We start from the raw sequence: 25,687 nt of genomic DNA on the forward strand, positions 1-25,687 counted from the left end.
AAGATTAAGCATAGCAAGGAGGCACACAATATGACATATGCCATTTCATTTGAAAATATTTATTTCACTGTCAAAGACCGCCATATTTTAAACAATATTACTGGCAATATTGAAAAAGGAAAAATTACTGCCCTTGTCGGCCCATCTGGTGCTGGAAAATCTACATTATTAAAAATGTGTAATGGGCTACTTTCCCCTACTTCTGGACATATTTTTATCGATGGAGACCCCATTACGTCCTATGAACCGACATTATTACGAAGAAAAGTAGGATTCGCCCTCCAAAATGCACCGATGATTCGGGAAACTGTATACGATAACATCAACTTACCGTATGCTTTAAACGATAAAACAATAAGTGAACAGGAAGCGATAGATTTTTTAGAACTCGTTGGACTACACGAATCCTTTTTACATACATCTATTGATGACTTATCTGGTGGAGAACGCCAACGTGTATCTCTTGCACGTACGCTCGTTCCACAAAGTGACATTTTACTGCTCGATGAAATTACATCTGCATTAGATGAACAATCGATGCTTGACATTGAGCAATTAATCATACACTTAAAAAATGAAAAAAACTTAACTATTATATGGATTACCCATCAAATGGAACAAGCGAAACGCTGTGCAGACAATATATGGGTACTCATGGATGGTAAATTAGAAGAAATTGGGTCGAGCGCTATTTTATCTCATTCAGCGAATGAACGTGTCGAACAATTTTTGCATGGAGGGGTAAAATGACGTATACAACATTAGCTATAACACTTATATTCGTCCTTATTCCACTTCTGTTATCCAAAACATTAAAATTAGAACTGGAAAAAGATGTAACGATTGCTACCATTCGCTCGATTATTCAACTTTTGGCAGTTGGGTACATATTAAAATTCGTTTTTGATTCAGAAAGTTTTCTTTACATAGGATTAATGGTATTATTGATGGTTGTAGCTGCCACAAATAATGCTCGAAAAAAAGGAAATAACATTAAAGGAATTATTTGGAAGGTCGCATTAACATTAATCAGTGTAGAAATAGTTACACAAAGTATTTTACTCGGCTTTGGCATTGTCCCACCTACTGCCCAATACATTATTTCTATTAGTGGGATGATTATTGGAAATTCGATGGTTTTATCTATTTTATTTCTAAACCGCTTCAAAGCAGAATTAGACAATTCACAAGATCAAGTGCAATTATTTTTATCCCTTGGTGCGACGCCAAAACAAGCAATCCATCGCCAACTTATCGATGCCATTAAAGCAAGTATGATCCCGACAATTGAAAGCCAAAAAACGATGGGACTCGTACAATTACCGGGTATGATGAGTGGTCAAATTATCGCCGGTGCCGATCCATTACAAGCGGTGCAATTCCAATTGCTTATCTTGTTTTTATTATTAACGACAGCCGCAATGACCAGCGTTATATTAGGATTTTTAGTGTATCCAACACTTTTTAATAAACAAATGCAATTTTTAAAATTTATGTAGGAAAGGATTTGGACATAGTGCAATATGATGTCACAGTAATTGGTGGCGGTCCATCTGGTTTAATGGCAGCCATTTCTGCTGCAGAAACTGGTGCAAAAACATTATTAATTGAAAAAGGACAAAAACTCGGAACAAAACTGGCAATCTCAGGTGGAGGACGTTGTAATGTCACAAATCGCCTCCCAGAAGATGAGGTCATTCGACACATTCCAGGGAACGGAAAATTCCTTTACAGTGCTTTTTCTATTTTTAACAATTATGATATTATCGATTTCTTTGAAAATTTAGGTGTCGGTTTAAAGGAAGAGGATCATGGGCGTATGTTCCCAATATCCAATTCCGCTCAATCTGTCGTCCAAACGTTAATTGATCGCCTTCATACATTAGGTGTGACTGTAAAATTAAACCATCCTGTCGAGGCAATCCATTATGATGAGGAGGCCCATACTGTTATTTTGCAAAACGAGAAAAAAATAACGACAAAAGCGATCGTCATAGCGGTTGGTGGAAAATCTGTCCCACATACAGGATCAACTGGGGATGGTTATGCTTGGGCAAAAAAAGCTGGCCATACGATTACAGAACTATACCCGACTGAAGTCGCTTTAACTTCAAAGGAAAAATTTATTCGTGACCGCACATTACAAGGGTTGTCACTTCGTGATGTAGCTGTTTCCGTTTTAAATAAAAAAGGAAAAGTGATTGTCACACATGAAATGGATATGGTGTTCACACATTTCGGTGTATCTGGGCCTGCCATTTTACGTTGCTCTCAATTCGTCGTAAAAGAATTGATGAAAGGCGCAAAAAAAGTTACATTACAAATCGATTTACTCCCACATATTTACGAACATGTATTAACAGAAACGTTCACATCAGCCGTACAAATAAATGCGAAAAAATCATTTAAAAATATTCTTCGAGAAGTAACCGAGTTACCAGAACGAATGGTGAGTTTCTTATTGGAACGAGTAGAAGTCGAGGAAACGACAAAATGTGGGAATATCCAAAAAGATACATTGCTTCACATGATTCAATTGCTTAAAAATTTCACTTTTGATGTACATGGTTCCTTATCGATTGAAAAAGCATTTGTAACGGGTGGCGGTATATCTACAAAGGAAATCGTCCCGAGTACTATGGGATCAAAATTGATGGAACGATTATTTTTCTGTGGAGAAATATTAGATATTCACGGTTATACAGGTGGATACAATATTACTTCTGCCCTCGTGACGGGGAGACTTGCCGGTACAAACGCTGCATATGAAGGATTAGCTTAGACATTCATTACCATTCCTCTCCTGGTTTGGTAATTTTTAGGTTAAATTGTCAGAATTATTAACAAATTCAATGTAATTATCCACATTTTTGTGGATAATTACGATTATATATCTTTTATTAAAGCTGTTAAGTTCGCTGTTAACACTTTTTCATCGTTCTGATTGTACGTCGTCATTTTACACGTAACAAGCCCACGACCACCTTTTATTGCTTTTTTATCTGTTATTTTCACGATAACACGTAGCAGATCGTCAGGATATACAGGTTTTCGGAAAGTCACTTTATCCATTTGACGCCCAGCAATGATTTCATCACCATATATTCCTACTTCTATCCATAATTTAAATGAAATATTTAATGTATGGATCCCTGAAGCGATAATCCCACCAAATTCTGTTTCATTCGCACGTGCCTCATCTATGTGCATATACTGTGGATCAAATTTACGTGAGAAGGCTTGAATTTCCTCTAACGTCATTCGATATGAAGCTGTTTCATAGCTCTTTCCAATTTCAAACTCAGAAAACTTCATTTTCATTACTCCTTTTTCCTATAAACATACACATATCGTACTACAGATATAGGGAATAATCATCTTCTCCTTTTCATTCCAACTTCTATCTCTTATAATGAATGTAACGTATCGGCACAAAGGAGCGATGGCATGTTTCGTAGACGAATGAAGCATACACAACGATTTCAAGAAGTATTAAATACATTTCTAAAAAATGGTTTTAGCCACTTTTTATTTCGAATTGGTTTAACCGATCGAAAAAAATATTCCGAAACATCAGATATGAACTTACAAGATATTGGTAGTAAGTTACGTGATACACTACAACAACTAGGTCCAACTTTTATAAAGTTAGGGCAAATCGCTAGTTCTAGAAATGACTTAATCCCAAAGGAAATTACAGACGAATTAGAAAAATTACAAGACGATGTGTTTCCAATTCCATATGAAAAAATTGAAGCGACGTTGGAAGAGGAATTACATGCTCCTATCCACGTACTGTTTGCACATTTTAATATAGAACCGATAGCGACAGCCTCCATCGGACAAGTACATATTGCTACCTTACATACAGGAGAAGAAGTTGCTGTAAAAATTCAACGCCCAAGCATTGAAACAACGATGCAAACCGATTTAGAAATTTTACACGATTTCGCGAAGTTTTTAGAAGATCATTTTGCATGGGCTCGTGCCTACCAATTACGTGATATGGTCGATGAATTTGCGTTTTCATTAAAAAATGAATTAGATTACATGAATGAAGGACGTAATGCAGAAAAAATTGCTAAACAACTGGCAGACAATGAAGCTGTACATGTTCCAATCATTTATTGGCAATATACAACGAAGAAAGTACTCACGATGGAAATGATCCATGGAATAAAAGTGAACAACTATGACAAATTAGAAGCACATGATTATGATAAACGAAAAATTGCTAAAACGATTACAGATGCAATGTTTGAACAAATTTTTATTGATGGTTTTTTTCATGGAGATCCACATCCAGGAAATATTTATATTTTACCGATGAATCGTGTCGTCTTTTTAGATTTTGGTATGGTCGGTCAACTAACAGAAGAAATGCGCTATCACTTTACATCACTCGTCATAAATTTACAGTTAGGAAATGCTAAAGGAATCGTGAAGACCTTTGGTAAATTAGGGATGATGACGAGCGAAACAGATCGGAGTTCCCTATTACGCGATGTAGAATATTTAATCGCAAAATATTATGACATACCGATGAAGCAAATTAAGCTTGGCGCGGTAATTAAAGAGGTGTTCGATATCGCATATGAACATGAATTGCAATTACCGAATGAAATTTCTATTTTAGGAAAAACAATCATCACTATTGAAAAAATCATTTCTGGATTGGATCCCACTTTCAGTATCATGTCAGCCGTGGAGCCTTTTGGTAAACGACTTATTCAGGAAAGAATGCAACCGTCTTTCATTGCGAAAAAAACGTGGGAACAAGTAATGGATAATGCGGAAATTTTATCTGAGTTACCACAAGATGTGAAAGATGTTGCAACGACACTGAAAAAAGGCAAACTCCGTTTTGATATCAATGTATCTGACTTACCTTTTTTTATGCGACGACTTGATAAAATTAGTAATCGTCTCTCATTTAGTATTATTTTATTGTCATTCTGTATTTTAATGGTCGGCCTAATCGTTGGTGCAGCTATTTCAGGTCAAACAACATTATTATGGCGTTTGCCAGTCATTGAAATCGGTTCTGTCATCGCCTTTTTACTGTTTTTACTCATATTGTTTTCTATCTTCCGCTCTGGTCGAATGTAGCCTCTTGATTCGCTATCGTTTGGGCATACGCCAGTGAAAAGAACAAAGATTTAATATGGAGGTACTCCTACATATTAAATCTTTATGTGTGTTTAGTCGGGCTCTTGTCAAGTTGATCGAGTTGATTATTATATTCGCAAGTTGTGCGCGATTTCTAGGAACACTTGCGAAATTATGACGTATATCCGCAAGTTGTGCGTGATTTTCTCAAACTCTTGCGAAATTATTACGTATTTCCGCAAGTTGAGCGTGATTTCTGCGAACACTTGCGGAATTATCTCGGATATTCGCAAGTTATGCGCGATTTCCACCAACTCTTGCGGAATTATTACGTATTTCCGCAAGTTATGCGCGATTTCCTCTAACTCTTGCGGAATTATCTCGTATATCCGCAAGTTATGCGCGATTTCCACCAACTCTTGCGGAATTATTACGTATTTCCGCAAGTTATGCGCGATTTCCTCTAACTCTTACGGAATTATTACGTATTTCCGCAAGTTGAGCGTGATTTCTGCAAACACTTGCGGAATTATCTCGGATATTCGCAAGTGAACAACGATTTCCACTAACTCTTCTGAAATTATAATGTACTTTCATAAATTAAATCACCACTCCAGCAAACTTTTACTTCATACAAGCTTAAACTCATTTTATTACACTAATTTTTGTCCACAATTACCACAGAAATTTGCGCCACCTGTTTTCGTTCCACAGTTCGGACAGAAATTCGGTGCGGCACTATCTCCGGATGATTGCCCCTGTTGTTGGCCACTGCCAGCCTGCTGTTGCTCACTCTCTCCTTTAGAACTACCAGCATTAGTATGATCAATCATATCTTTCGCAATATTCATTCCCATCATCATACTAGCCATATCAGACGCCGTACCACCGCCTTGCATGTTGCCTGATGTCATTCCATCAACCATTTCTATCTGTTGATATTTGCCAACATCTCCAACCATACTATGGGAGGCTGATTTTTTAATTTTATCTGCAATTTCTTTCGGATAATTAAAGTCCATAATATGAAAACGAGTAACCGTTAAACCGTCTTCCATTAATTGCATATCTAAATCTTGTTGAATCCCGCGACCAATTTCCTCGGCATTTACTTGTAAATTAAACATATCCTTTCCTTCACGGCTAATCCACTTCATTAATAATGGGGATAAAGCAGAATTAATTCGTAAACGAACATCTTCCACGACATAATTACTGCGGACTCCAGCAATTTTATCAATTAAAGCAACATAATCATTTACTTTAAAATGAAATGTTCCATTCGCACGAATTGGCAAGCCCCCTGGTAAACCTTCAGCAGGAATCATAATCGGACTTTTCGTTCCCCATTTCACAGTAAATTCTTTCGTATTAACAAATAACACTTCCACACGCATACCAGAATTGAAACCAAATTTAAATCCCTTTAATGTCGATAAAAATGGAATAATATCAGAATCAATATTATAATCTCCTTCTTCTTCAAACACACCTTCGATTTTTCCTTGATGGAAGAAAATGGCATCCTGTCCAGGACGAATAATTAATTTTGATCCTTTTTTAATTTCATTATTTTGCCATTTCCAAAAAATCATATCTTCCCGAAATTCATCCCACTCTACAACATTCGCTAATTGTCCTCTAAAAAATCCCATTTGAACTTCCCCTCTCAACTAAAATTTCCCACTACTTCTACTTCTAGAAAAACCTCCACTAGTACGCCCTATGCTTCCACCAGAACTACCACCGCCACCTTTATTTTGCTTTGGCTTGCGACGTTTTGTGACGGTCGTACGTATATATCGGTCACGTTTTCCTAAAATTTCCGAATTATTTGAATCAAGATATGTCCCTGCATTTGTTGTCATGCGTGGGTTCATTCTAAATAACATTGCCCCTACAACAACGCCACCTAAAATCAGTGCTATAACAAACTGAACAGACGTTTTGTATATTGGATTATTCGGATTTACCCCAGGTTTAAATTTCATATATTTGTCAGTAAGATAGATAACATTCGTAAATGCCTCTATATAGTTCCCATTCGTTAAATCACTCGTTATTTTATCGCGAATCATCGTCAGTCGATCTGGATCCAAATGCTCTTTCACATCACTATGAGCATCGATGACAACCCGACGTCCGATCATATCAACTCCTACTAAAACCGCTCTCCCATGTGCCTTATCATATCCAGGAGCTTTTTCATCATAAAAATCGTCCATATAATTACCGATAAAAGTAGATTCATCCTCACGAGTAAAGAAAATAAAATCAATATGTAATTTTTCCCCATATTCCGCTGCAATTGTTTCTAACTCTTCAATATGCAAATCAGATAATAAATTTGCTTCATCATATACATGTGTCGTTGCGGGATTTTCGGCAGCAACTGGTAGTGGTAGTAATGCAACTAGAAACAGAATAGTCAAGGACCATACAAGTTTTTTCATTACCAAAACACCCCACTAACTGCAAATGCGACCGATTTAATGACGGCAAATGCCCCTACCGAAATACCGCTAAACCAATAGGCAACTTTTCGTTTAGATATTGGTGGTTTTCCGACAACCTTTCCTGTTTGACCGTTCATCGCAAATGTATGTTGTTGTTTATCCAAATTATAATAAACCATCCAAACAGGAAATAAAGCATATTGTGCACGTAAATTCTTCGTATTAATATCTTCATTTTTCGTCGTAATTGTCGCATATCCTGGCATCGTTGATTTCGTATATGTTTGAGCAAACTTCCTTACTCGTCCTTTTACACGCGGAAATAAATCCTTATCATCGTAATTATATTTTTCCGCTAAATAACCTACTAAATACGGTGTCTTAAATGTTTCTAGATCATTATAATGATAAGGTTCTAACTTATCCATAATGTCATCCGCCATTTTTTCAGATGCATCCGCTGGTACTCGACTATAATATAAATCAAGCTTTCGGTAAATATCGTAATATTTCGTTTCCGTATAAATATAATCGCCTCTAGAATATGTTCGCACTTTCGTTCCGGTTCCACGAAATTCTACTTTACTATTTATATCGTAAATCCAAAACGGTACATACATGCCCGTAATATTTTCAATACGATTTGCTGTCATAAATCCTCGTGGTGTTAAAATACCTTTTCTACACCATTTCACAAATGCTTCCTGTGCTTGTTGTTTGTTTATTTTAAAAGGTATGACTTTTTTTGGTGCCAATTTCCCTGTTAATCGGTCTCCTAGAACGACAGCCGCTTCACAAAAACTACATGAAGTAGCTGTCGTATCTGCATCGGTTATAACAATCGCACCACAGTTTTCGCAGTGATATTCTTTCACTTCCTCATCATCTGCAAATGCCTGCTCAATATAAGCGTCATCATATGTTTCAATATTTTCCTGATGTCCACAACTACTACATGACAAACTACCAGATTCGGTGTCATATGTCATATCATCGCCACAGTTCGGGCATTTATAATGTAATAACAAGAAAATCCCCCCTTTATATAAAAAAATCGTAACGAATCCGCTACGATCTTTTCCTTGTATACTCGATTATTCGTCTTTTTCTGCCATTCTAGCTTTTAATGCAGCGAGTTCATTCTCTACGTCATTATTAGTTTGGTCATATTTAGCTGTTAAATTTTCTACCTCATTCGAATCACCTTGATTCAATTCAGCCATTGCATTTGCCTCATCTAAAGATTGGTTAATCTTTTGTTCTAAACGATCAAAATCTGAAATCGAGGCATTGGCACCCTTCGCTGATGCCCCAATCTCATTCATTCTCGCCTGAGTTTTTGCCACAGCTGCTTTCCCTTTTAACATCGCTCTTCTAGACTCTAACTCTTGTACATCATTTACTAATTTATCATGCATTTGGCGCATTTGCGTTGTGTTCGCCTGAGCAATCTCTGCTGTTTTCTGTAATTCAGCAAGCTTCGTTTCTAATTGTTGTTTTCTTTCTAAAAACTTACGCGCATCATCTTCATTCTCTGCTTCTAACGCCTTCATTGCGTAAGATTCCATTTTATTTACTTCACTTTGGCATTCTTGTAATTCACGTTTTGCACGTTTTTCTTCTGCCATTATTGTCGCCGTTTCTGACTTCACTTCACGCAAATCTTTATCTAGATTACGTAAATATTGATCGATCATTTTCTCCGGGTCTTCTGCTTTATCTAATAATGCATTTATATTACTAGACATAATATCTTTAAATCTCTTCAAAATACTCATCTTTCTGCCTCCTATGTATATTCACTCATTATTACACCATATTTTACAGTAAATCACATTAATAGGAAAGCGTTTTTATGAAAAATTCATATAAATTTTTCTTTACTAATTTTTAAGACGATCTCGGTGCAACAATAATGCAATCATGATACTAACAAGCACGACAACAATTAAATAGAAGAATGAAAGTTGTGGAAATGCATCAATAAACCATCCACCCATAATTGGTCCTAATATACTTCCGACACTAAAAATAATTCCGATAAAAATATTTCCAGCCGGAATTAAAGATACCGGAAGGAGGTCTGCCATATAACTAATTCCTAATGAAAATAAGGACCCGACAAACATCCCAGCTACGGAAAAAGTAATAAATAGTCCGAGTAAAGAATCTTCATAAATACTTGCACAAATAAAACTAATAATCCCTAGCGCGATGGAAATAAGTAAAACTTTCCTTCTTCCAAGTACATCACTCCATACACCTAAAGGAAATTGCATCACAATACTTCCAATGGCAAAACAAGGAATGATGAGTGACAGCATTTCTACATCATGACCTAGACGTAAACCATATACTGGGAAGACGCCGTTCAATGTTGACTCTAAAAATCCATAACCGAATGCCGGTAAAAAGGCAACCCAGGCAATCGCAAATGTCTTCATAAATCTACTCGTTGTCGAATTGACCGTTTGAAACTCTCCTTCTGTTTCATGTGGCCATTCATTTTTCACAAAAAACATTAAACTCCAAACGAATAAACTTAATACTCCTGAAATGATAAATGGTAAGGCTTCATGAATAACGAGAAGTCGTGTCATTAATGGACCAATTGAAAAACCTAACGCAAAACTTAATCCATATAAAGCGATACTCCGTCCCCGTGTTTGTTCGGACACAGTCGTTGTAATCCACGTTTGTGACCCAAAATGTAGCATATTATCGCCAATTCCAATAATCATTCTTAAAATGAACCAAAATGTTAACGAATGCCAAAGTGGAAATAAAAAGAAAGATGTAAAAACGAGAATTCCACCAACGAAAATTAATGGTTTAAATCCATATTTTTGAATTGGCTTTTCCATAAATGGGGATGCAATTAAAATACCGATATATAATGATGTTGCATGTAATCCATTGATGGACGATGATACCCCATCTTGTTCGAAAATAATTGCAATTAATGGAAGTAACATCCCTTGTGAAAATCCTGATATTAATACAATTGAAATTAAAATGATGAATCTACCACGTTCTTGTACCATATGCGTTCTCCTCACTAAAAATAACGATAGATGTAAAAAAGCATGAAAGTTATTTTTTTCATAACTTCATGCTTTTCGATCTTCCTTTTTGTCTCCCTCAGAACTAAATGCTTGATCGATTAATGCCAAACAAATAGCTAATACTAACTTTGCTTGAAGAGATAATGAAATCGAAGTCATCACAGAGTCAACGATGACCAAGACTAGAAAATTCCCGGCGAATGATGAAAGTAAAAACATCACTATTTGTTGCCATTTTTTCTCGATATACCCGTTTGAACATTTTGCAAGACCTTCAAAAAATATATCTACTACAAAACCAATACATAAAAATGCAACGACAAACAAAATTAATGAGGTATATGATTCATATTCAATGCCGATTAAATAAAATAGTCCTGCAAACCCAAAGAAAAATAATCCTCCAACAAAAGCAATTGCTACACCGATTAAAAGTATTAGAAGAAGGATTGTGATTAATTTTTCAGTAAAATTCATGAAATGTACATCCTAACTTTTATTTCGCAATCAATTCAAAACTTTCGCACACGACGAGCATATCCTCTTGAAACGGTAACCCATATGCTTTTAAATCCTTTGTAAAAAAGGCCTCATGTTCCTTCCACCAATAAGCATAGGAACGGTCACCTTCTCCTTCATCATATGCGAATTGTGCTGTTACCTCATTCATTGGAGTAACAGTCACTTCCGTTAAACGAATAATAGCTTCCGGTTCATTTACACCGTTTAATATAATACTGTAATCCCCTACTTTTGGCAACGGTTCTTTCTCCAATTCATAAAATATATGACCAGAACATGTAGCTGTTTTTATTCCATCAACGACTAATTTTGCCAAATAATCAGCATCTACACCAAATTGCCATGCTGTAACATTTGTTGGTGCTACTTCCCCTTTTTCATTCCAATAATCTAACCAATATTTTTTAGCTTTCTCATTCATTTTCTTATCACCTAGTTAATGTTTAATTTCAATGCCACCTAACAAAGCAACACCATTTATGTACAATGTTTTGTTTTTCTCCATACCATATGTATTTGTTTTGTTTTCCCAACCGCCTAAAATTGGCGTTCCCTTAATTTCTACATGTACATCTTCAGGTACGATTAATTCCACCCCACCAAGTATCGTTGTTACATTCAAAACAGCACCGTTTTCTGTAAGTTGTGCGTGACGTAAATCTAGTTGAATACCACCTAAAACAGATAAAACAGAACCACCACTCAAATTTTTCGATCCATTTATCGACTCAATGCCAGAGAGAAATGTTGTTAAATGGATTTCGTCTGCTTCATCTAATGCTTGCTTCCATTCCCGTCTAGAAAAAATGATCGATAACCCGAACATAATAAGCAGGAACGGCCATAAAATTTGCCATAGATTGAATTCTATCCATATATTTATTAACAACATTATTCCAACGATGAGAAAAATAAGTGCGGGGATAATTGCCTGCATGCCATTTGTCCAAATTTGAATAATTCCTACTAAAATAAAAAAGATTGGCCACCAATTTGCTAAAATGGTCGTAAAATCAAAAAGGTCAAATTGTTGCAACAACAAACCAATTCCAAAAATCACGATTAGAATACCGACAAATCTTTGACCTGACAAATGGATCCCCTCCTAAGATATTTTCTACCCCTTATTATGAACGATGGAAGAAAGAAGCACAATACATTTTTGCAAAGTCTATCTATTCCAACTTAACAAACGAGTAAAACAAGAGTATAATATGAGTTATTATAATATAGGAAGTGAATAAAAGTGAATCATCCAAGTCGAAACGTATACAATTTTAACGCTGGCCCATCAGCACTACCAACAGCTGTTTTAGAAAAGGCCCAGCAAGAATTAACTAACTTCAATCAAAGTGGCATGTCAGTTATGGAGTTAAGTCACCGTAGCAAAACATATGAAACAGTACATAATGAAGCAATTGATCGTTTAAAGAAATTATATGACATCCCAAATGATTATGAAGTTATTTTCGTACAAGGGGGAGCAAGTTTACAGTTCTCTATGATCCCAATGAACTTCTTAACGAAAGATACGAAAGCAGGCTATGTAATGACAGGTTCTTGGTCAGAAAAAGCTTTCAAAGAAACAGCATTATTCGGTACAGGATATGAAATAGCATCATCCAAAGACGATGCATATCGTCATATTCCAACTGTTTCTGCTAAAGATGTAAATGAGGACGACGCATATGTGCATCTCACGACTAACAACACGATTTACGGAACACAATGGCAAGTATTTCCTAATTTCGGAAATGTACCTGTCATAGCAGATATGTCGAGTGATATTATGTCCAAACCAATCGATGTAAGCAAATTCGATATGATTTATGCTGGTGCACAGAAAAACCTTGGTCCTTCCGGTGTAACAGTCGTTATTATTAAAAAATCTTTACTAGAAAAAGCGAACGAACAAGTTCCGACCATTTTAAAATACCAAACACATGTCGATAGCAACTCTCTCTACAATACGCCACCAACATTCGGTATTTATATGTTAGGCGAAGTATTAAAATGGATTGAAATGCAAGGTGGACTTAAAGCTGTTCAAAAAGTCAATGAAGAAAAAGCTACTTATATTTATGATGTAATTGATGAAAGCAATGGTTTTTATATTGGACATGCAGACAAAGCAAGTCGTTCACTCATGAACATTACATTCCGCTTAAAAGATGAAACATTAGAAAAGCAATTTTTAGAAGAAGCTGCTGAAAAAGGATTTGTCGGTTTAAATGGTCACCGTTCTGTCGGTGGTTGTCGTGCATCTACATACAATGCAGTTCCAACAGAAGCTTGTCTTGCATTAAGCGAATTTATGAAAGAATTCCAAGCGAAACATGCATAGTAAAAAAACTCCTCACAATCGTGGGGAGTTTTATTTTTATATTGCTCTTTTCACTTTTCCTTGTGATTGATCAATAATATATCCAATAATAGCAATTACAAATGCTGGAACGACCCAACCGAGCCCATCCGCATATAAAGGTAAGTAACCAAATATATTTTCGATTATATTAATATGTATTTCAAAGAAATCTAATACACTTAAAATTGCAAATATAGAAGTAACAATCATTGAACCGACATACATCTTTCTACTCTCACCAATCATCGGTTGAATACACGCAAGTATAATTAAAACAATTGCAAATGGATAAATAAATACTAAAATAGGTGTAGCAATTGCTAAAATTGTATTTAAACCTAAGTTTGTAATTAGCATTCCAACAACTACAAACAAGAAAACAAATTGTTTGAATTTTAATTTCGGATATATTTCATGGAAAAAACTTGCACATGCATTCGTTAATCCAACAGAGGTTGTTAAACAAGCAAGTAATACTATGACACCAAATAACACACTTCCTGTGCCTCCAAATAACACTTTCGATGCATATACTAAAATATCTGCACCATTCGTCATTTCCACATCATATGTAAGTACACGGCCAATCCAGCTTAAAGATAAGTAAACTAAAATAAGCCCAATCGAAGAAATAATCCCTGCAAATGCTGTACCTTTAATAATATCTTTCTTTTCATTTACGCCCATTAACTTTAACCCATTAATTACGACAATTCCAAACGCCAATGCAGCGATGGCATCCATCGTAAAATATCCTTCTAGAAAACCGGTTAAAAATGGTGAAGATTCAAATTTTGCATCTGGTACACGACCTTCATAATTCAATTTCATAAAGGCTTGTACGAATAAAATAGTTAACACGATTAATAATGCTGGTGTTAAGATTTTCCCAATATTGTCAATCATCTTTTTCGCATCAACACTTAAAAAGTAAGTGATTGTAAAAAATATTAATGTAAAAATGAACAAGGCCATTTTGTTTTCAACGACAAAAATTTGGGTAAAACCTAGTTCGTATGCAACACTCGCAGCTCTTGGAATGCCATATAGTGCCCCGATAGATAAATATACTAACATGGCAAAAATGACACCGAAAAGCGGACTTACACGACGCCCAATTTCTAGTAATCCATCATTTGAAAATGACACAGATAATACTGCTAAAAAAGGAATACATACAGCCGTCAATAAAAACCCGATAATCGCAGGTGTAAAATAATCTCCCGCCTGCATCCCAACTAAAGGTGGGAATATTAAGTTCCCAGCTCCAAAGAACAAGGAAAATAACATAAAACCTAATACGACGATATTCTTTTTATTCACTGAAATCCTCCTAAAAACCTTGCTACGTTTCTGCCTTCTATTAAATTGATTTCCTTTTCTGAAAATTTAAACAGTTTAGGTTGAAAAATAGCGAATGATAGAGCTTTTTTTATGGTTTAAAAAAAGCCGACAAAAATAAATTTACCACTTATTAATTTAATAGTCAAACAACGTGAATGAAGAAGTTATAAAAATTGTTGAATAATACCAATTATTGTGTAAAAAGAATGAACGCCTACGATATATCATCGTTTAAACAAAGTTTTATAAAGAAAGGTAGCTTTGCGTCTGCCTATTTTTCATATCAATCACGCTCCCTTTTCTTCCTTTCATATAATAACAAAAACACCTCTAGAATTAGATAATCATCTAACTCTAAAGGTAATTTTAGTTAATCACATAGCCCGCTTCCTCTAACTGATTCACAGTAGCTTTTAAGCTAATTCCTTTTTTAATATTCCCATCAAATTGAATTCCTGGAACTTCCTTTAAGGCATCGATATCTACTTCATCAAAATCAACCGACAATGTTTCATAGACACCTTCTTCTAAAAATTCCACATCGTACGTTAACCCTTCTACTTTTCGATATTGTGCGATCACATCATTAAAGGCTACTTCGGCTGATGCTTTACTTGATACACCATAATGATCATAAGATGCTTCGTTTTCAGTTGTTTGTGTGTGTACCTTATCTCCATCCGCTTCTAACGTAATCGTGTTCGTTAGTTCGTCTGATGGCAACTTCATCGTTACGATATTTTTGCCATTTTCATCAAAATCAAATCCTAGATTTTCATCTTTGTCACTACAAGCAATCAATATTATCGCAATGGTAGCAACTAAACATCCTATCCATAATCGTTTCATTTTCATTACTCCATTCTCCACTAATCATACAATTATTTTATCATGGAATCATAATAGAAGGATGGGGAGATTAAGACATTTTTATTACAAATTCCCATAAAAAAATCGATGCATAAACATATGCATCGACTTTTCTATTATTCTACTTTTTCGAAACCTTCTTCTTCTAGGTTCTCTACCGTTTTCTCTAAGCTAATGTAGTCACTTTCTTCTTCTCCAAAGTCAAAACCAGCGTCTTCTAATTCTTTTAAATCTGCTTCTTTATAATTTACTTCCATTACTTGTTCAAATTGATCATCTTGGAATTCATTTGAGACTTTCACACCTTTTAGTCCCTCTAATTCTTCTGATTCACTTTCGATGTCATCTTTTAACATTTCTTCAGCCATTTCTTTCGATTCAACTCCCATTGCATCATATGGGAATGTCATCGTAACTTTTTGATTTTGAACTTTGTCTCCTTTAGCAGACATTTCAACTGTTGCTTTAATGCCCATTTCTTCCATTTCGTATGTAACATCTGTAGCTGCTCCACACGCCGCTAGCACCATTAATGCAAGCGCCATAAACATTACTGATAATTTCTTCATTCTGTCCCCTTCTTTCCAATTACAACATTCATCAATATGAATATGTATAATTATAATATTTTAATCACATAAATACACTCTATATTTCTATGAAATAAAAGTCAATTAATTCTATAAAATTTATATGTTCCCCTAAGATACAATATGTTTTTTATGTAAAAATGTTCGTTCAAAATAATTCGCAACAAAAGCACCTATTGTTAAATTAATTATCATATTAAGTACGGAAGGTACTGCAGCAAGTGTCGTTAAATGTTCCGTCGCTAATGTCGCTGATAGTGCTGTATTACATATACCTGTATGAAAGCAAATAGAAATCGCATATTCTTTCGGTACTTTCAGCCACTTCCGCGCCAAAACATATCCTAAATACATTGGTATCATTACTTGAAGAGCTACAGCAATAAAAATAACTGGCAAATGAATAAGGTTTTCTTCCAATGTCGGTTGCGCTTTTGAAACGACAGCTAATACGATAACAAATAAAGCCAACTGCGAAAAAATGGAAGTATGTGGACGGACTCGTTTTACAACGTTTGAACATTTCCACTGTGCAAACAATCCTAAAAATAGTGGAATAAAAACGACAACGATTATATTTAAAAATAAAGCCCAAAAATCGATTGGTATTATTTGACCGACCGTCGCTTGCATGAGGGATGGAGTTAAAATTGGGGATACAATCGTATCTAATGTCGCCATCGTAATACTTAATGCAACTTCTCCACCGGCAATAAATGTATATAAATTAGCAGAAGTTCCACTCGGTACTGTGCCAGCTAATACGATTCCCGAAGCAATCTCAGGCATTTTTTTCATAAATAATAGAGCGATTAATAGTGATATCCCTACTGTAACAGTCCACTTTAATAAAAAACCATAAAAAGCATACTTCGGACTTTTTATCACTTTTATTATTTGTTCTGTTGATAATGACATACCCATTAAAAAAAAGATTAAACCTAAACAAAACTCAGTCCATCCTTGAATTAGGATGAATGTATGCGGTATAGCATATGCAAGGATAGAAAAAACGACGAGCCATATCGGCATAAACCTAGATATAGCTGTCGTTATGATGTGTATCATACGTTCCAAACGAATCCCTCACTTCTAGACAGCCTTTTCAAAAATAAATGTTTGATTTTTCGTTTCTTTCCACCGGACCTTCTCTCCAATCGAAACAGCTTCTTGAATAAATGCTGTAATCCGTAAATTCTCTGTTAACTGTATTAACGCAACTGTATATGGAGCAAAATCTACGTATTCCGGAGGTGCAACCCGAATAATTGTAAAACTGTAGACGGTACCATTTGTCGGTAATGTAAATAATTCAAAAGTTTGTGATTGACATATTGGACAAAAACTCGTTTTTGTTATACTTTCAGCGTGACAATTTTTACATCGATAACCTTGCATCTTAGTTCACCCTTTCTAAAATATGAACGGTTGAATACGCACCTGTCCCACCTAAATTTTGTGCTAAAGCTAATTTTGGTTGTTCGACCTGATTCGGTGCCTTCCCTCTTAATTGAAGTACAAGCTGATGAATTTGCGCCACTCCAGTAGCCCCAATCGGATGTCCTTTTGACAATAGTCCTCCACTCGTATTAATTGGCACATCTCCAGTAAAAGCCGTTCTACCTTCCTCTAATGCAATAAAACCTTCTCCCCGTTTAAAAAATCCAAGTGATTCCGATGATACGATTTCCGTCATAGAAAAACAATCATGTATTTCAATGACATCAATATCTTCAGGACCTACCCCTGCTTTTTCATAAGCTAATTGTCCAGATGTTTTCACCGCTTCCAATGTAAGTAAATCATCAATATTTTGCATTTGTGTCGGGCCTGAGCTCTGCGCACTTGCGCGGAATTTCACGTTTGAAGGTGTTCGTGAAATAATAATGGCGCTCGCTCCATCTGTCGTTGGAGAACAATCAAATAAACCAAGTGGATCTGTAATCATTCGAGATGCCATAATTTCTTCCATCGACGTTTCTACTCGAAACTGTGCCAGTGGATTGCGGATCGCATGGTTTCTATTTTTTAACGCTACTTTTGCTAAATGTTCCTTCGATGCACCCGTTTCATAAAAATAACGATTAGCAATAGTCGCAAAAAATCCCGGGAACGTTAGTCCTGCATGTTTTTCATTTGATTCATTGTCCATAGCAGCGTTGATTGCTTTTGTCACCTCTCTAGTTGAAATATGTTTCATTTTTTCCGCTCCGGCAACTAGAACTGTATCATATTCGCCACTTAAAACACCTATATAAGCCTGCCTTAAAGCTATACCGCCTGATGCACATGCACCTTCTACTTTCATCGTTGGAATGGTCCCTAACCCTAAATCATTGGCCATAATTGCCCCTAATATTTCTTGGTTATAGACAGAACCACTCATAAAATTACCGACAAAAACCGCATCAATCTTTGGGTGTCCTGCATCTTGAATAGCCTCTTCTGCCGCCTCAAGTAACATTCCTTTTAATGTTTTATCTGGAAACTTTCCAAATGAAGTCATCCCAATGCCATTCACATAAATATCCATTTAATTCACCGCCTTATTCTCAAATATTATATAGTATATTTTACAATATTTCCCACTACTACTTGCATATACACATACGATTAACTTTTCCTAAAATGCTAATAAATCGCTATATACCATCATATTCATCTTCTTATTACATTAACATTTTTCAGAAATTTCTGCTATTAAACTTATACAAATATACAGAGATTTTGTACAATGCACTAAACCCCAAAAGTTGGATCCTAGGCCAACCTTTTGGGGTTCACATTAGTTTAATATCTTTTTAGAAACTATAATGTTCATACTACTAAAAAATAATTACTGCTAACAATCCGAACAGGAATAGCGGAATGTTGTAATGTAAAAATGTTGGTACACAAGTATCCCAAATATGGTGATGTTTCCCATCAGCATTTAGACCGGAAGTTGGTCCAAGCGTAGAGTCACTTGCCGGAGAACCTGCATCTCCTAGTGCTGCAGCTGTTCCAATTAATGCTGCCCCTGCTACTGGTGAAATTCCTGTTGCAATAAATATTGGTACGTATAATGCTGCTAAAATAGGAATCGTACCGAAAGATGTTCCTATTCCCATCGTAATTAATAATCCAACTAATAGTAAGAATAAACCGATTAAAAAGTGAGAATCTCCTACAATTCCGATTGTTGCTTCTACTAATTCGTCGATATGTCCTGTTTCCTTTAAAACAGAAGCATAACCTGAAGCGATAAGCATAACGAAAGCAATCATTCCCATCATGCCGACCCCTTCGTTCACAACTTTATCCCCTTTATAAAACTCAACGACACGTGTCGCAAACATAACAATAATCCCTGCTAAAGCACCTAATACTAATGATTCTGTCACTAATTGAATAATAAGTGCTGCAATGATTGCCAAAATTGTAAATACATGCCCTAAATTAAATGATACTTTTTTCACGTCCGTAATACTTTCAGCCATATCGATATCTGTTAACTTCTGATCGCCTTCTACTTCTTTTGGTGCACGATCTTTTCGATACGTAATAAGTAATGCAAAAAGTAACCCGACAATCATTGCTGCTCCTGGAAGCATCATCGCTTTTGTCACTTGCCCTAATGCTATATCAATTCCATTATCATTCATCTCATCTACGACAATCCCTTGGAAAATGAGTCCGAATCCTACTGGAATCGTAATATATGGAAATTTCAATCCAAATGTTAATGCAGATGCAACAGCACGACGATCCAATTTAATTTTATCAAATAATACTAATAATGGCGGAATTAAAATTGGAATAAATGCAATATGTACTGGTACAATATTTTGTGAAAAACATGCAATAATTGCAATAGAAAACGCTAATACTAATTTTCTTCCTGAGAAAACAGCTAACATTTTATTAACTAAAATATGTGTAATTCCTGACATTCCAATCATAACAGCAAAAATCCCTAGTAAAATATAACTTAGCGCTGTTTCTGATTGACCTCCCATACCACCAATCATAATAGATGCTGATTCTACAATCCCCATTCCAGATACAACACCGGCTGTTAGCGCAGCAATGATTAGTGCAAATAAAACGTTGATTCTAACTAAACTTAACACAACCATCACAATGACACTAATAACAACAGCATTTGTGAACATACTTTCCCTCTCCCTTCATTAAAACGCTTACAAATATTATGTTAAAATATTGCACACATATAAATTTGGCACTACACTGATATCTCTATATTATTCAGTGTAGCACCAAAATATATGCATACTTTTTCTCTGAATCTATTATACTACATAATAGTGAAAAACCTAATTATTTTTTCATTGGAATGTGAACGCCACGTTCTTCCGCTACTTCTAAAGCACGACTATATCCTGCATCTGCATGACGAATTACACCCATTCCAGGATCAGATACTAAGACTCGATTAATTCTTTCAGCTGCTGCTTCTGTTCCATCTGCAACTAATACTTGACCAGCATGCATAGAGTAACCCATTCCTACTCCTCCACCATGGTGTAAGCTAACCCAGCTCGCTCCACCACTCGTGTTTACTAGTGCATTTAATAATGGCCAGTCTGCCACTGCATCGGATCCATCTTTCATTGCTTCTGTTTCACGGTTTGGTGATGCAACAGAACCACTATCTAAGTGGTCACGACCGAATACGATTGGTGCACTTAATTCGCCACTTGCAACCATTTCGTTCACTTTTAAGGCGAAACGATGGCGATCTCCATATCCTAACCAACAAATTCTTGCCGGTAACCCTTGCCATTTAACCATTTTCTGAGCCATGTCAATCCAGTTCACTAATGCTTCATCATGTGCAAACATTTCTTTTGCTAGCGCATCTGTCTTATAAATATCTTCTGGATCTCCTGATAATGCCGCCCAACGGAAAGGACCAGAACCTTCACAGAATAATGGACGTAAGTATGCTGGTACGAAACCAGGGAAGTCAAATGCATTTTCTACTCCTTGTTCCTTTGCAAACTGACGGATATTATTTCCGTAGTCGAACGTTTCTGCTCCAGCTTTTTGTAAGTCTAACATTGCACGAACATGTGCAGCCATCGTAGCTAAAGATAATTCTTCGTATTTTTTCGGATCTTCTTCACGTAATTGTAATGCTTCTTCATATGTCATCCCATTCGGAACATATCCATTTACAGGGTCATGTGCACTCGTTTGATCTGTTACAATATCAGGAATGAATCCTTTATCATGAATCGCTTGGAATACGTCCGCACAGTTTCCTACTAATCCAATCGAAGCAGGCTCCCCTTTTTCTGTTAATTCTTTTACTTTCGCTAGAGCAGCATCAAGATCTTCCTCAATGTAATCACAGTATCCTTCTTTAATTTTTCTTTCAATACGTGCACGATCTACCTCAACAACTAAAATTACTGCTTTCGCCATTTTACCTGCTAATGGTTGAGCCCCACTCATACCACCCATACCACCAGTTAAAATAAACTTACCAGTTAAATCAGGTGTACCATATAATTTCTTTCCAGCTTCTACAAAGCTTAAGTATGTCCCTTGTAAAATACCTTGTGCTCCAATATAAATCCAGCTTCCTGCCGTCATTTGACCGTACATCATTAAGCCTTCTTTATCGAGCTTATTGAAATAATCCCAGTTTGCAAATGCAGGTACAATATTCGAGTTTGCAATTAAAACACGTGGAGCATGCTCATGTGTACGGAATTTCCCAACTGGTTTACCAGATTGAATTAATAATGTTTCATCATTTTCTAATTCTTTTAATTCATGAATAATTGCATGGTATGATTCCCAGTTTCTTGCAGCCTTTCCAATTCCACCATATACAACTAAGTCGTCTGGATTTTCTGCCACTTCAGGATCAAGGTTGTTCATTAACATTCGCATTGCTGCCTCTTGAACCCATCCTTTACATGTCAATTCATTTCCTCTTGGTGCGCGAATGTTTGTTACCTTTAAACTATTGTTTTCCATCTATAATCTCTCCTTCACTTTGTATATCACTAAAATTGAATCGCTTACATGAAACGCTTTCAACGTTGCTATAATTTAAGTTTAGCACATTGTGCATTTTTGCATAGTAGAAATTTATACAGGTTTGTGTACTTTTCTACAGTTGAATTTTGAACTTTAAAACGATAAAGTTTCCTATTTTCTCATCTCCCACGTAATACATTGTTACGGTATATTGTAGGTGTCATCCCTTCCACTTGTTTAAAAACTCGGCTAAAATATTGCGACGAACTAAACCCTACTTTTTCTGCAATCTCATAAATCGTAAAATGAAGTTCCCGTAACAGCTCTTTTGATTTTTTCAACCGTAATTCTGTTAAATAATCTACAAAAGAACTTCCTGTCGTCTGTTTAAATAAATGACTTAAATAGTTGGGACTTAATTCAACCATATTTGCAAGCATATCTAAACTGATATCGGAAGCATAATGTTCCTCCATGTATTGCAATACAACTTGGACAGAACGTAATGTCATTTCATTATTTGTTTCTCGAATGGATGCAATATATTGTGTCATCATTTTAATCATCATTTCTTCTAATTCACGCAATGTTTCCATTTCATACATTTTTTTAGCATACTTTATTTGCAATGGCATTATTTGTTTCGGATTTGCACCATGTTGTATTGCTGCTTCTGAAATTGTCGATAACATTTCGATCATTTGTAATCTGAAAATAAGCGGTTCTACTTTACTCTCCTTTACATATAAAAACAATGCTGTACACGCCTGTTTAGCTCCATCCATATCACCATGAACAAATACAGAAATAATATCATGTACCTTCGTTTTCAATGCATCATAGGACACTGTTTCATAGTACTCGACATCTTGAATATGAATGACCATATTTTCGTCTGTAAATAGGCTATATGAATGTGCATATTCACTTTCTTTAAATGATTCATGGATATTTCTCGGATCATCATAACGATTGCCAATTCCAATCGTTACGGTATAAGGTGTCTCCTTCGCAATTGCTTTTTGTAATATAACCGCCTGTTTCATTGCATATTCCCGACTATTTTCTTCCTCTTCCATCGGTAATGGTAATAAAATTGCAAATTGATGTTCATGTGCTAAAACGATTAAAGATGCATGAAAAGGTAATTGTGCACGAATGACGTACAATACTTCTTTCCGTAGATTATTTTTCCAGTAAATGCCTTTATTTTTCGCAAGGCGATTAAAATGATCGATACTAACGAGTAAAACTGTATTTGGAAGTGCGGTCAATTGAGCTAATTTACTTCTTTCCCAAATTTCACGGATGTTTTTTGCTCGACCATGAATTAGATCATATGCCAAACTTTCTTTCATCGCCCGAACAGAAAATTTTTCTTGCAATGCAATGCGATATGCATTTTTCTTCTTTTTTTCTTCCTCATATTGTAGTTTTGTCACTTCTAATTCCCAGCAATGGTCCATCATATAACAACGTTCTACCCCTTGATGAAACCACCAAATAACATCTTGCTCACAGTATTCATCCATGACAACAATTGTTTTCGCAACAGATATAGATGAAACTAGTTGTTTATCATTAGGAATAAAGAGGATCCCTTCTTTTTGCGGGAGTAAGTCTACCTCACGTAATCTAATATTTTTTTCCATCGATATCGGGAGCATTTTTGTATATAAGGAGGGTAAATGATATAAGTTCAATTCCATCTGTTTACTCCCCTTCCATTTTCTCTAATAAATCGATTGCTTTTTTATATCCCGCATCCGCATGGCGTATCATATTCATCTTTGGATCAACCGCTAACACATGACGCAATCTATCTGTCGCCTCTATCGTTCCATCTGCAATAACTGTCATCCCAGAATGTACAGAATTACCAATTCCCATGCCACCACCGTTTTGAATACTTACCATGGATGCACCTGCACTTGTATTTAACATCGCATTCAAAATTGGCCAATCCGCAACTATATCACTGCCATCTAGCATTTTTTCTGTTTCTCTAAAAGGCGCTGCCATCGTCGACCCTTCTGAATGATCTCTCGTAAACGCAATTGGCCCAGTTAACTCTCCTGTTTGAACCATTTCATTGACGAGTACACCAATCTCTTTTCGTTCTTCATAATTAAGCCAACATGTTCGTGCAGGTAAACCGTAAAAATATATTTTTTCTTGAACAAACTCTATCCACCGTTTCACCCGTTCATCATGTGCAAATTTCCGTAAAATCATATCATCAATCGTATAAATATCATCTGGATTGCCACTTAACGCAATCCATCGACATGGACCACGTCCTTCACAATATAAAGGACGTAAATACGCTTCCGTGAATCCACGAATTTGTAATGCATTTTGGACGCCTAATTGATAAGCTTGTTGTCGAATATTATTGCCATATTCAAATACAATTGCACCGTTTTCTTGAAATTGTAGCATTACTTCTACATGTTCCATGATCGTTTCTTTCACGAGTGCCTCATAATGTTTTTTATTTTTGGTCCGTAAGATCTTTGTTTGTTCGACAGTTAAACCACTCGGTACATAACCGTATTTTAAATCATGTGCAGACGTTTGATCTGTTACAATATCCGGGATAAAATTAGCATCTAATGCATATTGATAACTGGTTGCAGCGTTACCTACGACCCCTATCGCCAAAGGTTTCCTCGCTTCTGCCGCCTCTTTTGCTAACACAATTGCTTCTTCCATCGTCTGTACTTTTAAATCACAGTAATTAGATCGAAGTCGTTTATCAATTTTCTCTTCTGATACTTCCACAACAATACAAACACCGCCATGCATCGTTACAGACAATGGTTGTGCGGCACTCATTCCACCTAAACCAGATGTTAGTACAATTTTCCCTGCTAATGTTCCATGAAAATGCTGATCGGCAATTTCTCCCATCGTTTCGAATGTCCCTTGTAAAATGCCTTGCACACCAATGTACGCCCATGAAGCAGCCGTAGATTGTCCGTACATCATTAAATTTTTTTGGACTAATACTTGAAAATGTTCATCATCCGAATATGCTGGAACTAAAATAGAGGAAGCATTCACGATACGTGGTGCTTCCTTAAAAGTCCGAAACTTCCCAACCGGTTTCCCGGATTGAATAAGCAATGTTTCATCTTCCCCTAACGTTTGCAATGATTGAATGATAGCATGGACTGCTTCCTCATTTCGTGCTGCTTTCCCCTCGCCACCATAAACGACGAAGTCTTTACTATTTTCTGCAACCCGAGGATCTAAACTATTTAAAAATAGTCTAAGCAACCCTTCTATCTCCCAATTTTTACACGTTAGCACATTGCCAATCGGTGAAGTAAATGCACGTTGCATCGTTCATACCCCTCTATATATAAT

General features: G+C 35.9%; 24 protein-coding genes. 5 read left to right on the forward strand and 19 right to left on the reverse strand.

The annotated features are described in order from the left end of the window. Nucleotides 1-30 precede the first annotated feature (30 nt). The 3 genes from SPD45_RS03550 to SPD45_RS03560 are packed head-to-tail and all read left to right on the forward strand — an operon-like array spanning nucleotide 31 to nucleotide 2,782. Nucleotides 31-750, forward strand: coding sequence for an ABC transporter ATP-binding protein (locus tag SPD45_RS03550; protein WP_336266293.1), 720 nt, complete (start codon nucleotides 31-33; stop codon nucleotides 748-750). Continuing rightward, the gene (locus tag SPD45_RS03555) at nucleotides 747-1,499 is read left to right on the forward strand and encodes an ABC transporter permease (RefSeq protein WP_336266294.1); all 753 of its coding nucleotides are present in this window, start codon (nucleotides 747-749) and stop codon (nucleotides 1,497-1,499) included. The genes SPD45_RS03550 and SPD45_RS03555 overlap by 4 nt, the downstream gene beginning before the upstream one ends. A 17-nt stretch (nucleotides 1,500-1,516) precedes the next feature. After that, on the forward strand, nucleotides 1,517-2,782 hold the full coding sequence (locus SPD45_RS03560; protein WP_336266389.1) for an NAD(P)/FAD-dependent oxidoreductase: 1,266 nt from the start codon (nucleotides 1,517-1,519) through the stop codon (nucleotides 2,780-2,782). A 104-nt stretch (nucleotides 2,783-2,886) separates the two neighbouring features. On the opposite strand, the gene SPD45_RS03565 is transcribed toward SPD45_RS03560, so the two are convergent. Beyond that, on the reverse strand, nucleotides 2,887-3,315 hold the full coding sequence (locus SPD45_RS03565; protein ID WP_336266295.1) for a MaoC family dehydratase: 429 nt from the start codon (nucleotides 3,313-3,315) through the stop codon (nucleotides 2,887-2,889). A 132-nt stretch (nucleotides 3,316-3,447) separates the two neighbouring features. On the opposite strand from SPD45_RS03565, the gene SPD45_RS03570 reads away from it, so the two are divergent. Continuing rightward, nucleotides 3,448-5,109 carry an ABC1 kinase family protein gene (locus tag SPD45_RS03570; RefSeq protein ID WP_336266296.1) on the forward strand — a complete coding sequence of 554 codons (1,662 nt, stop codon included), beginning with the start codon at nucleotides 3,448-3,450 and terminating at the stop codon, nucleotides 5,107-5,109. A gap of 653 nt (nucleotides 5,110-5,762) precedes the next feature. On the opposite strand, the gene SPD45_RS03575 is transcribed toward SPD45_RS03570, so the two are convergent. The 8 genes from SPD45_RS03575 to SPD45_RS03610 form a co-directional block, all read right to left on the reverse strand. After that, a complete protein-coding gene (locus SPD45_RS03575) occupies nucleotides 5,763-6,764 on the reverse strand; it encodes an SPFH domain-containing protein (RefSeq protein WP_336266297.1) in 1,002 nt (333 codons plus the stop codon). A gap of 18 nt (nucleotides 6,765-6,782) precedes the next feature. Further along, nucleotides 6,783-7,562 (reverse strand): TPM domain-containing protein, encoded by a 780-nt coding sequence (locus tag SPD45_RS03580; protein WP_336266298.1) that lies wholly within the window; start codon nucleotides 7,560-7,562, stop codon nucleotides 6,783-6,785. Then, complete coding sequence (locus SPD45_RS03585; RefSeq protein ID WP_336266300.1) at nucleotides 7,562-8,593, reverse strand: TFIIB-type zinc ribbon-containing protein; 1,032 nt, start codon at nucleotides 8,591-8,593, stop codon at nucleotides 7,562-7,564. Before SPD45_RS03585 ends, SPD45_RS03580 begins: the two co-directional genes overlap by 1 nt. A gap of 66 nt (nucleotides 8,594-8,659) precedes the next feature. Next, nucleotides 8,660-9,343, reverse strand: coding sequence for a PspA/IM30 family protein (locus SPD45_RS03590; protein WP_336266301.1), 684 nt, complete (start codon nucleotides 9,341-9,343; stop codon nucleotides 8,660-8,662). Nucleotides 9,344-9,448: 105 nt separating this feature from the next. Next, nucleotides 9,449-10,609 carry an MFS transporter gene (locus tag SPD45_RS03595; protein ID WP_336266303.1) on the reverse strand — a complete coding sequence of 387 codons (1,161 nt, stop codon included), beginning with the start codon at nucleotides 10,607-10,609 and terminating at the stop codon, nucleotides 9,449-9,451. A 66-nt stretch (nucleotides 10,610-10,675) separates the two neighbouring features. Further along, entirely contained in the window at nucleotides 10,676-11,107 is a 432-nt protein-coding gene (locus SPD45_RS03600; RefSeq protein ID WP_336266304.1) for a YrvL family regulatory protein, read from the reverse strand. Between the two features lie 19 nt (nucleotides 11,108-11,126). Continuing rightward, complete coding sequence (locus tag SPD45_RS03605) at nucleotides 11,127-11,573, reverse strand: ASCH domain-containing protein (RefSeq protein ID WP_336266305.1); 447 nt, start codon at nucleotides 11,571-11,573, stop codon at nucleotides 11,127-11,129. 15 nt (nucleotides 11,574-11,588) lie between these two features. Then, nucleotides 11,589-12,245, reverse strand: coding sequence for a LiaF transmembrane domain-containing protein (locus SPD45_RS03610; protein WP_336266307.1), 657 nt, complete (start codon nucleotides 12,243-12,245; stop codon nucleotides 11,589-11,591). Between the two features lie 153 nt (nucleotides 12,246-12,398). Here SPD45_RS03610 and serC point away from each other — a divergent pair, with 153 nt between their 5' ends. Then, the gene (gene serC, locus SPD45_RS03615) at nucleotides 12,399-13,496 is read left to right on the forward strand and encodes a 3-phosphoserine/phosphohydroxythreonine transaminase (RefSeq protein WP_336266309.1); all 1,098 of its coding nucleotides are present in this window, start codon (nucleotides 12,399-12,401) and stop codon (nucleotides 13,494-13,496) included. Nucleotides 13,497-13,532: 36 nt separating this feature from the next. On the opposite strand, the gene brnQ is transcribed toward serC, so the two are convergent. The 10 genes from brnQ to hutU (SPD45_RS03665) form a co-directional block, all read right to left on the reverse strand. Further along, on the reverse strand, nucleotides 13,533-14,840 hold the full coding sequence (brnQ, locus tag SPD45_RS03620; protein ID WP_336266310.1) for a branched-chain amino acid transport system II carrier protein: 1,308 nt from the start codon (nucleotides 14,838-14,840) through the stop codon (nucleotides 13,533-13,535). Nucleotides 14,841-15,227: 387 nt separating this feature from the next. Beyond that, complete coding sequence (locus SPD45_RS03625) at nucleotides 15,228-15,710, reverse strand: DUF1307 domain-containing protein (RefSeq protein WP_336266312.1); 483 nt, start codon at nucleotides 15,708-15,710, stop codon at nucleotides 15,228-15,230. 137 nt (nucleotides 15,711-15,847) lie between these two features. After that, nucleotides 15,848-16,300: a DUF1307 domain-containing protein gene (locus tag SPD45_RS03630; protein WP_336266313.1), complete on the reverse strand. Its 453-nt coding sequence runs from the start codon at nucleotides 16,298-16,300 to the stop codon at nucleotides 15,848-15,850. A 132-nt stretch (nucleotides 16,301-16,432) separates the two neighbouring features. Next, nucleotides 16,433-17,389 carry a bile acid:sodium symporter family protein gene (locus SPD45_RS03635; RefSeq protein ID WP_336266391.1) on the reverse strand — a complete coding sequence of 319 codons (957 nt, stop codon included), beginning with the start codon at nucleotides 17,387-17,389 and terminating at the stop codon, nucleotides 16,433-16,435. 24 nt (nucleotides 17,390-17,413) lie between these two features. Beyond that, entirely contained in the window at nucleotides 17,414-17,719 is a 306-nt protein-coding gene (locus SPD45_RS03640) for a Zn-ribbon domain-containing OB-fold protein (protein ID WP_336266315.1), read from the reverse strand. A 1-nt stretch (nucleotide 17,720) separates the two neighbouring features. Continuing rightward, a complete protein-coding gene (locus tag SPD45_RS03645; RefSeq protein ID WP_336266316.1) occupies nucleotides 17,721-18,854 on the reverse strand; it encodes a thiolase C-terminal domain-containing protein in 1,134 nt (377 codons plus the stop codon). A gap of 292 nt (nucleotides 18,855-19,146) precedes the next feature. Then, nucleotides 19,147-20,475 carry a Na+/H+ antiporter family protein gene (locus SPD45_RS03650; protein ID WP_336266317.1) on the reverse strand — a complete coding sequence of 443 codons (1,329 nt, stop codon included), beginning with the start codon at nucleotides 20,473-20,475 and terminating at the stop codon, nucleotides 19,147-19,149. A gap of 166 nt (nucleotides 20,476-20,641) precedes the next feature. After that, a complete protein-coding gene (hutU, locus tag SPD45_RS03655) occupies nucleotides 20,642-22,312 on the reverse strand; it encodes a urocanate hydratase (RefSeq protein WP_336266318.1) in 1,671 nt (556 codons plus the stop codon). Nucleotides 22,313-22,494: 182 nt separating this feature from the next. Further along, the gene (locus tag SPD45_RS03660; RefSeq protein ID WP_336266319.1) at nucleotides 22,495-24,024 is read right to left on the reverse strand and encodes a helix-turn-helix domain-containing protein; all 1,530 of its coding nucleotides are present in this window, start codon (nucleotides 24,022-24,024) and stop codon (nucleotides 22,495-22,497) included. A 4-nt stretch (nucleotides 24,025-24,028) separates the two neighbouring features. Continuing rightward, on the reverse strand, nucleotides 24,029-25,663 hold the full coding sequence (gene hutU / locus SPD45_RS03665; RefSeq protein ID WP_336266320.1) for a urocanate hydratase: 1,635 nt from the start codon (nucleotides 25,661-25,663) through the stop codon (nucleotides 24,029-24,031). Between the last annotated feature and the right edge of the window lie 24 nt (nucleotides 25,664-25,687).

Source organism: Pseudogracilibacillus sp. SO10305 (assembly GCF_037072005.1).
In the GTDB taxonomy this organism is placed as follows: Bacteria; Bacillota; Bacilli; order Bacillales; family Amphibacillaceae; genus Pseudogracilibacillus; species Pseudogracilibacillus intestinigallinarum.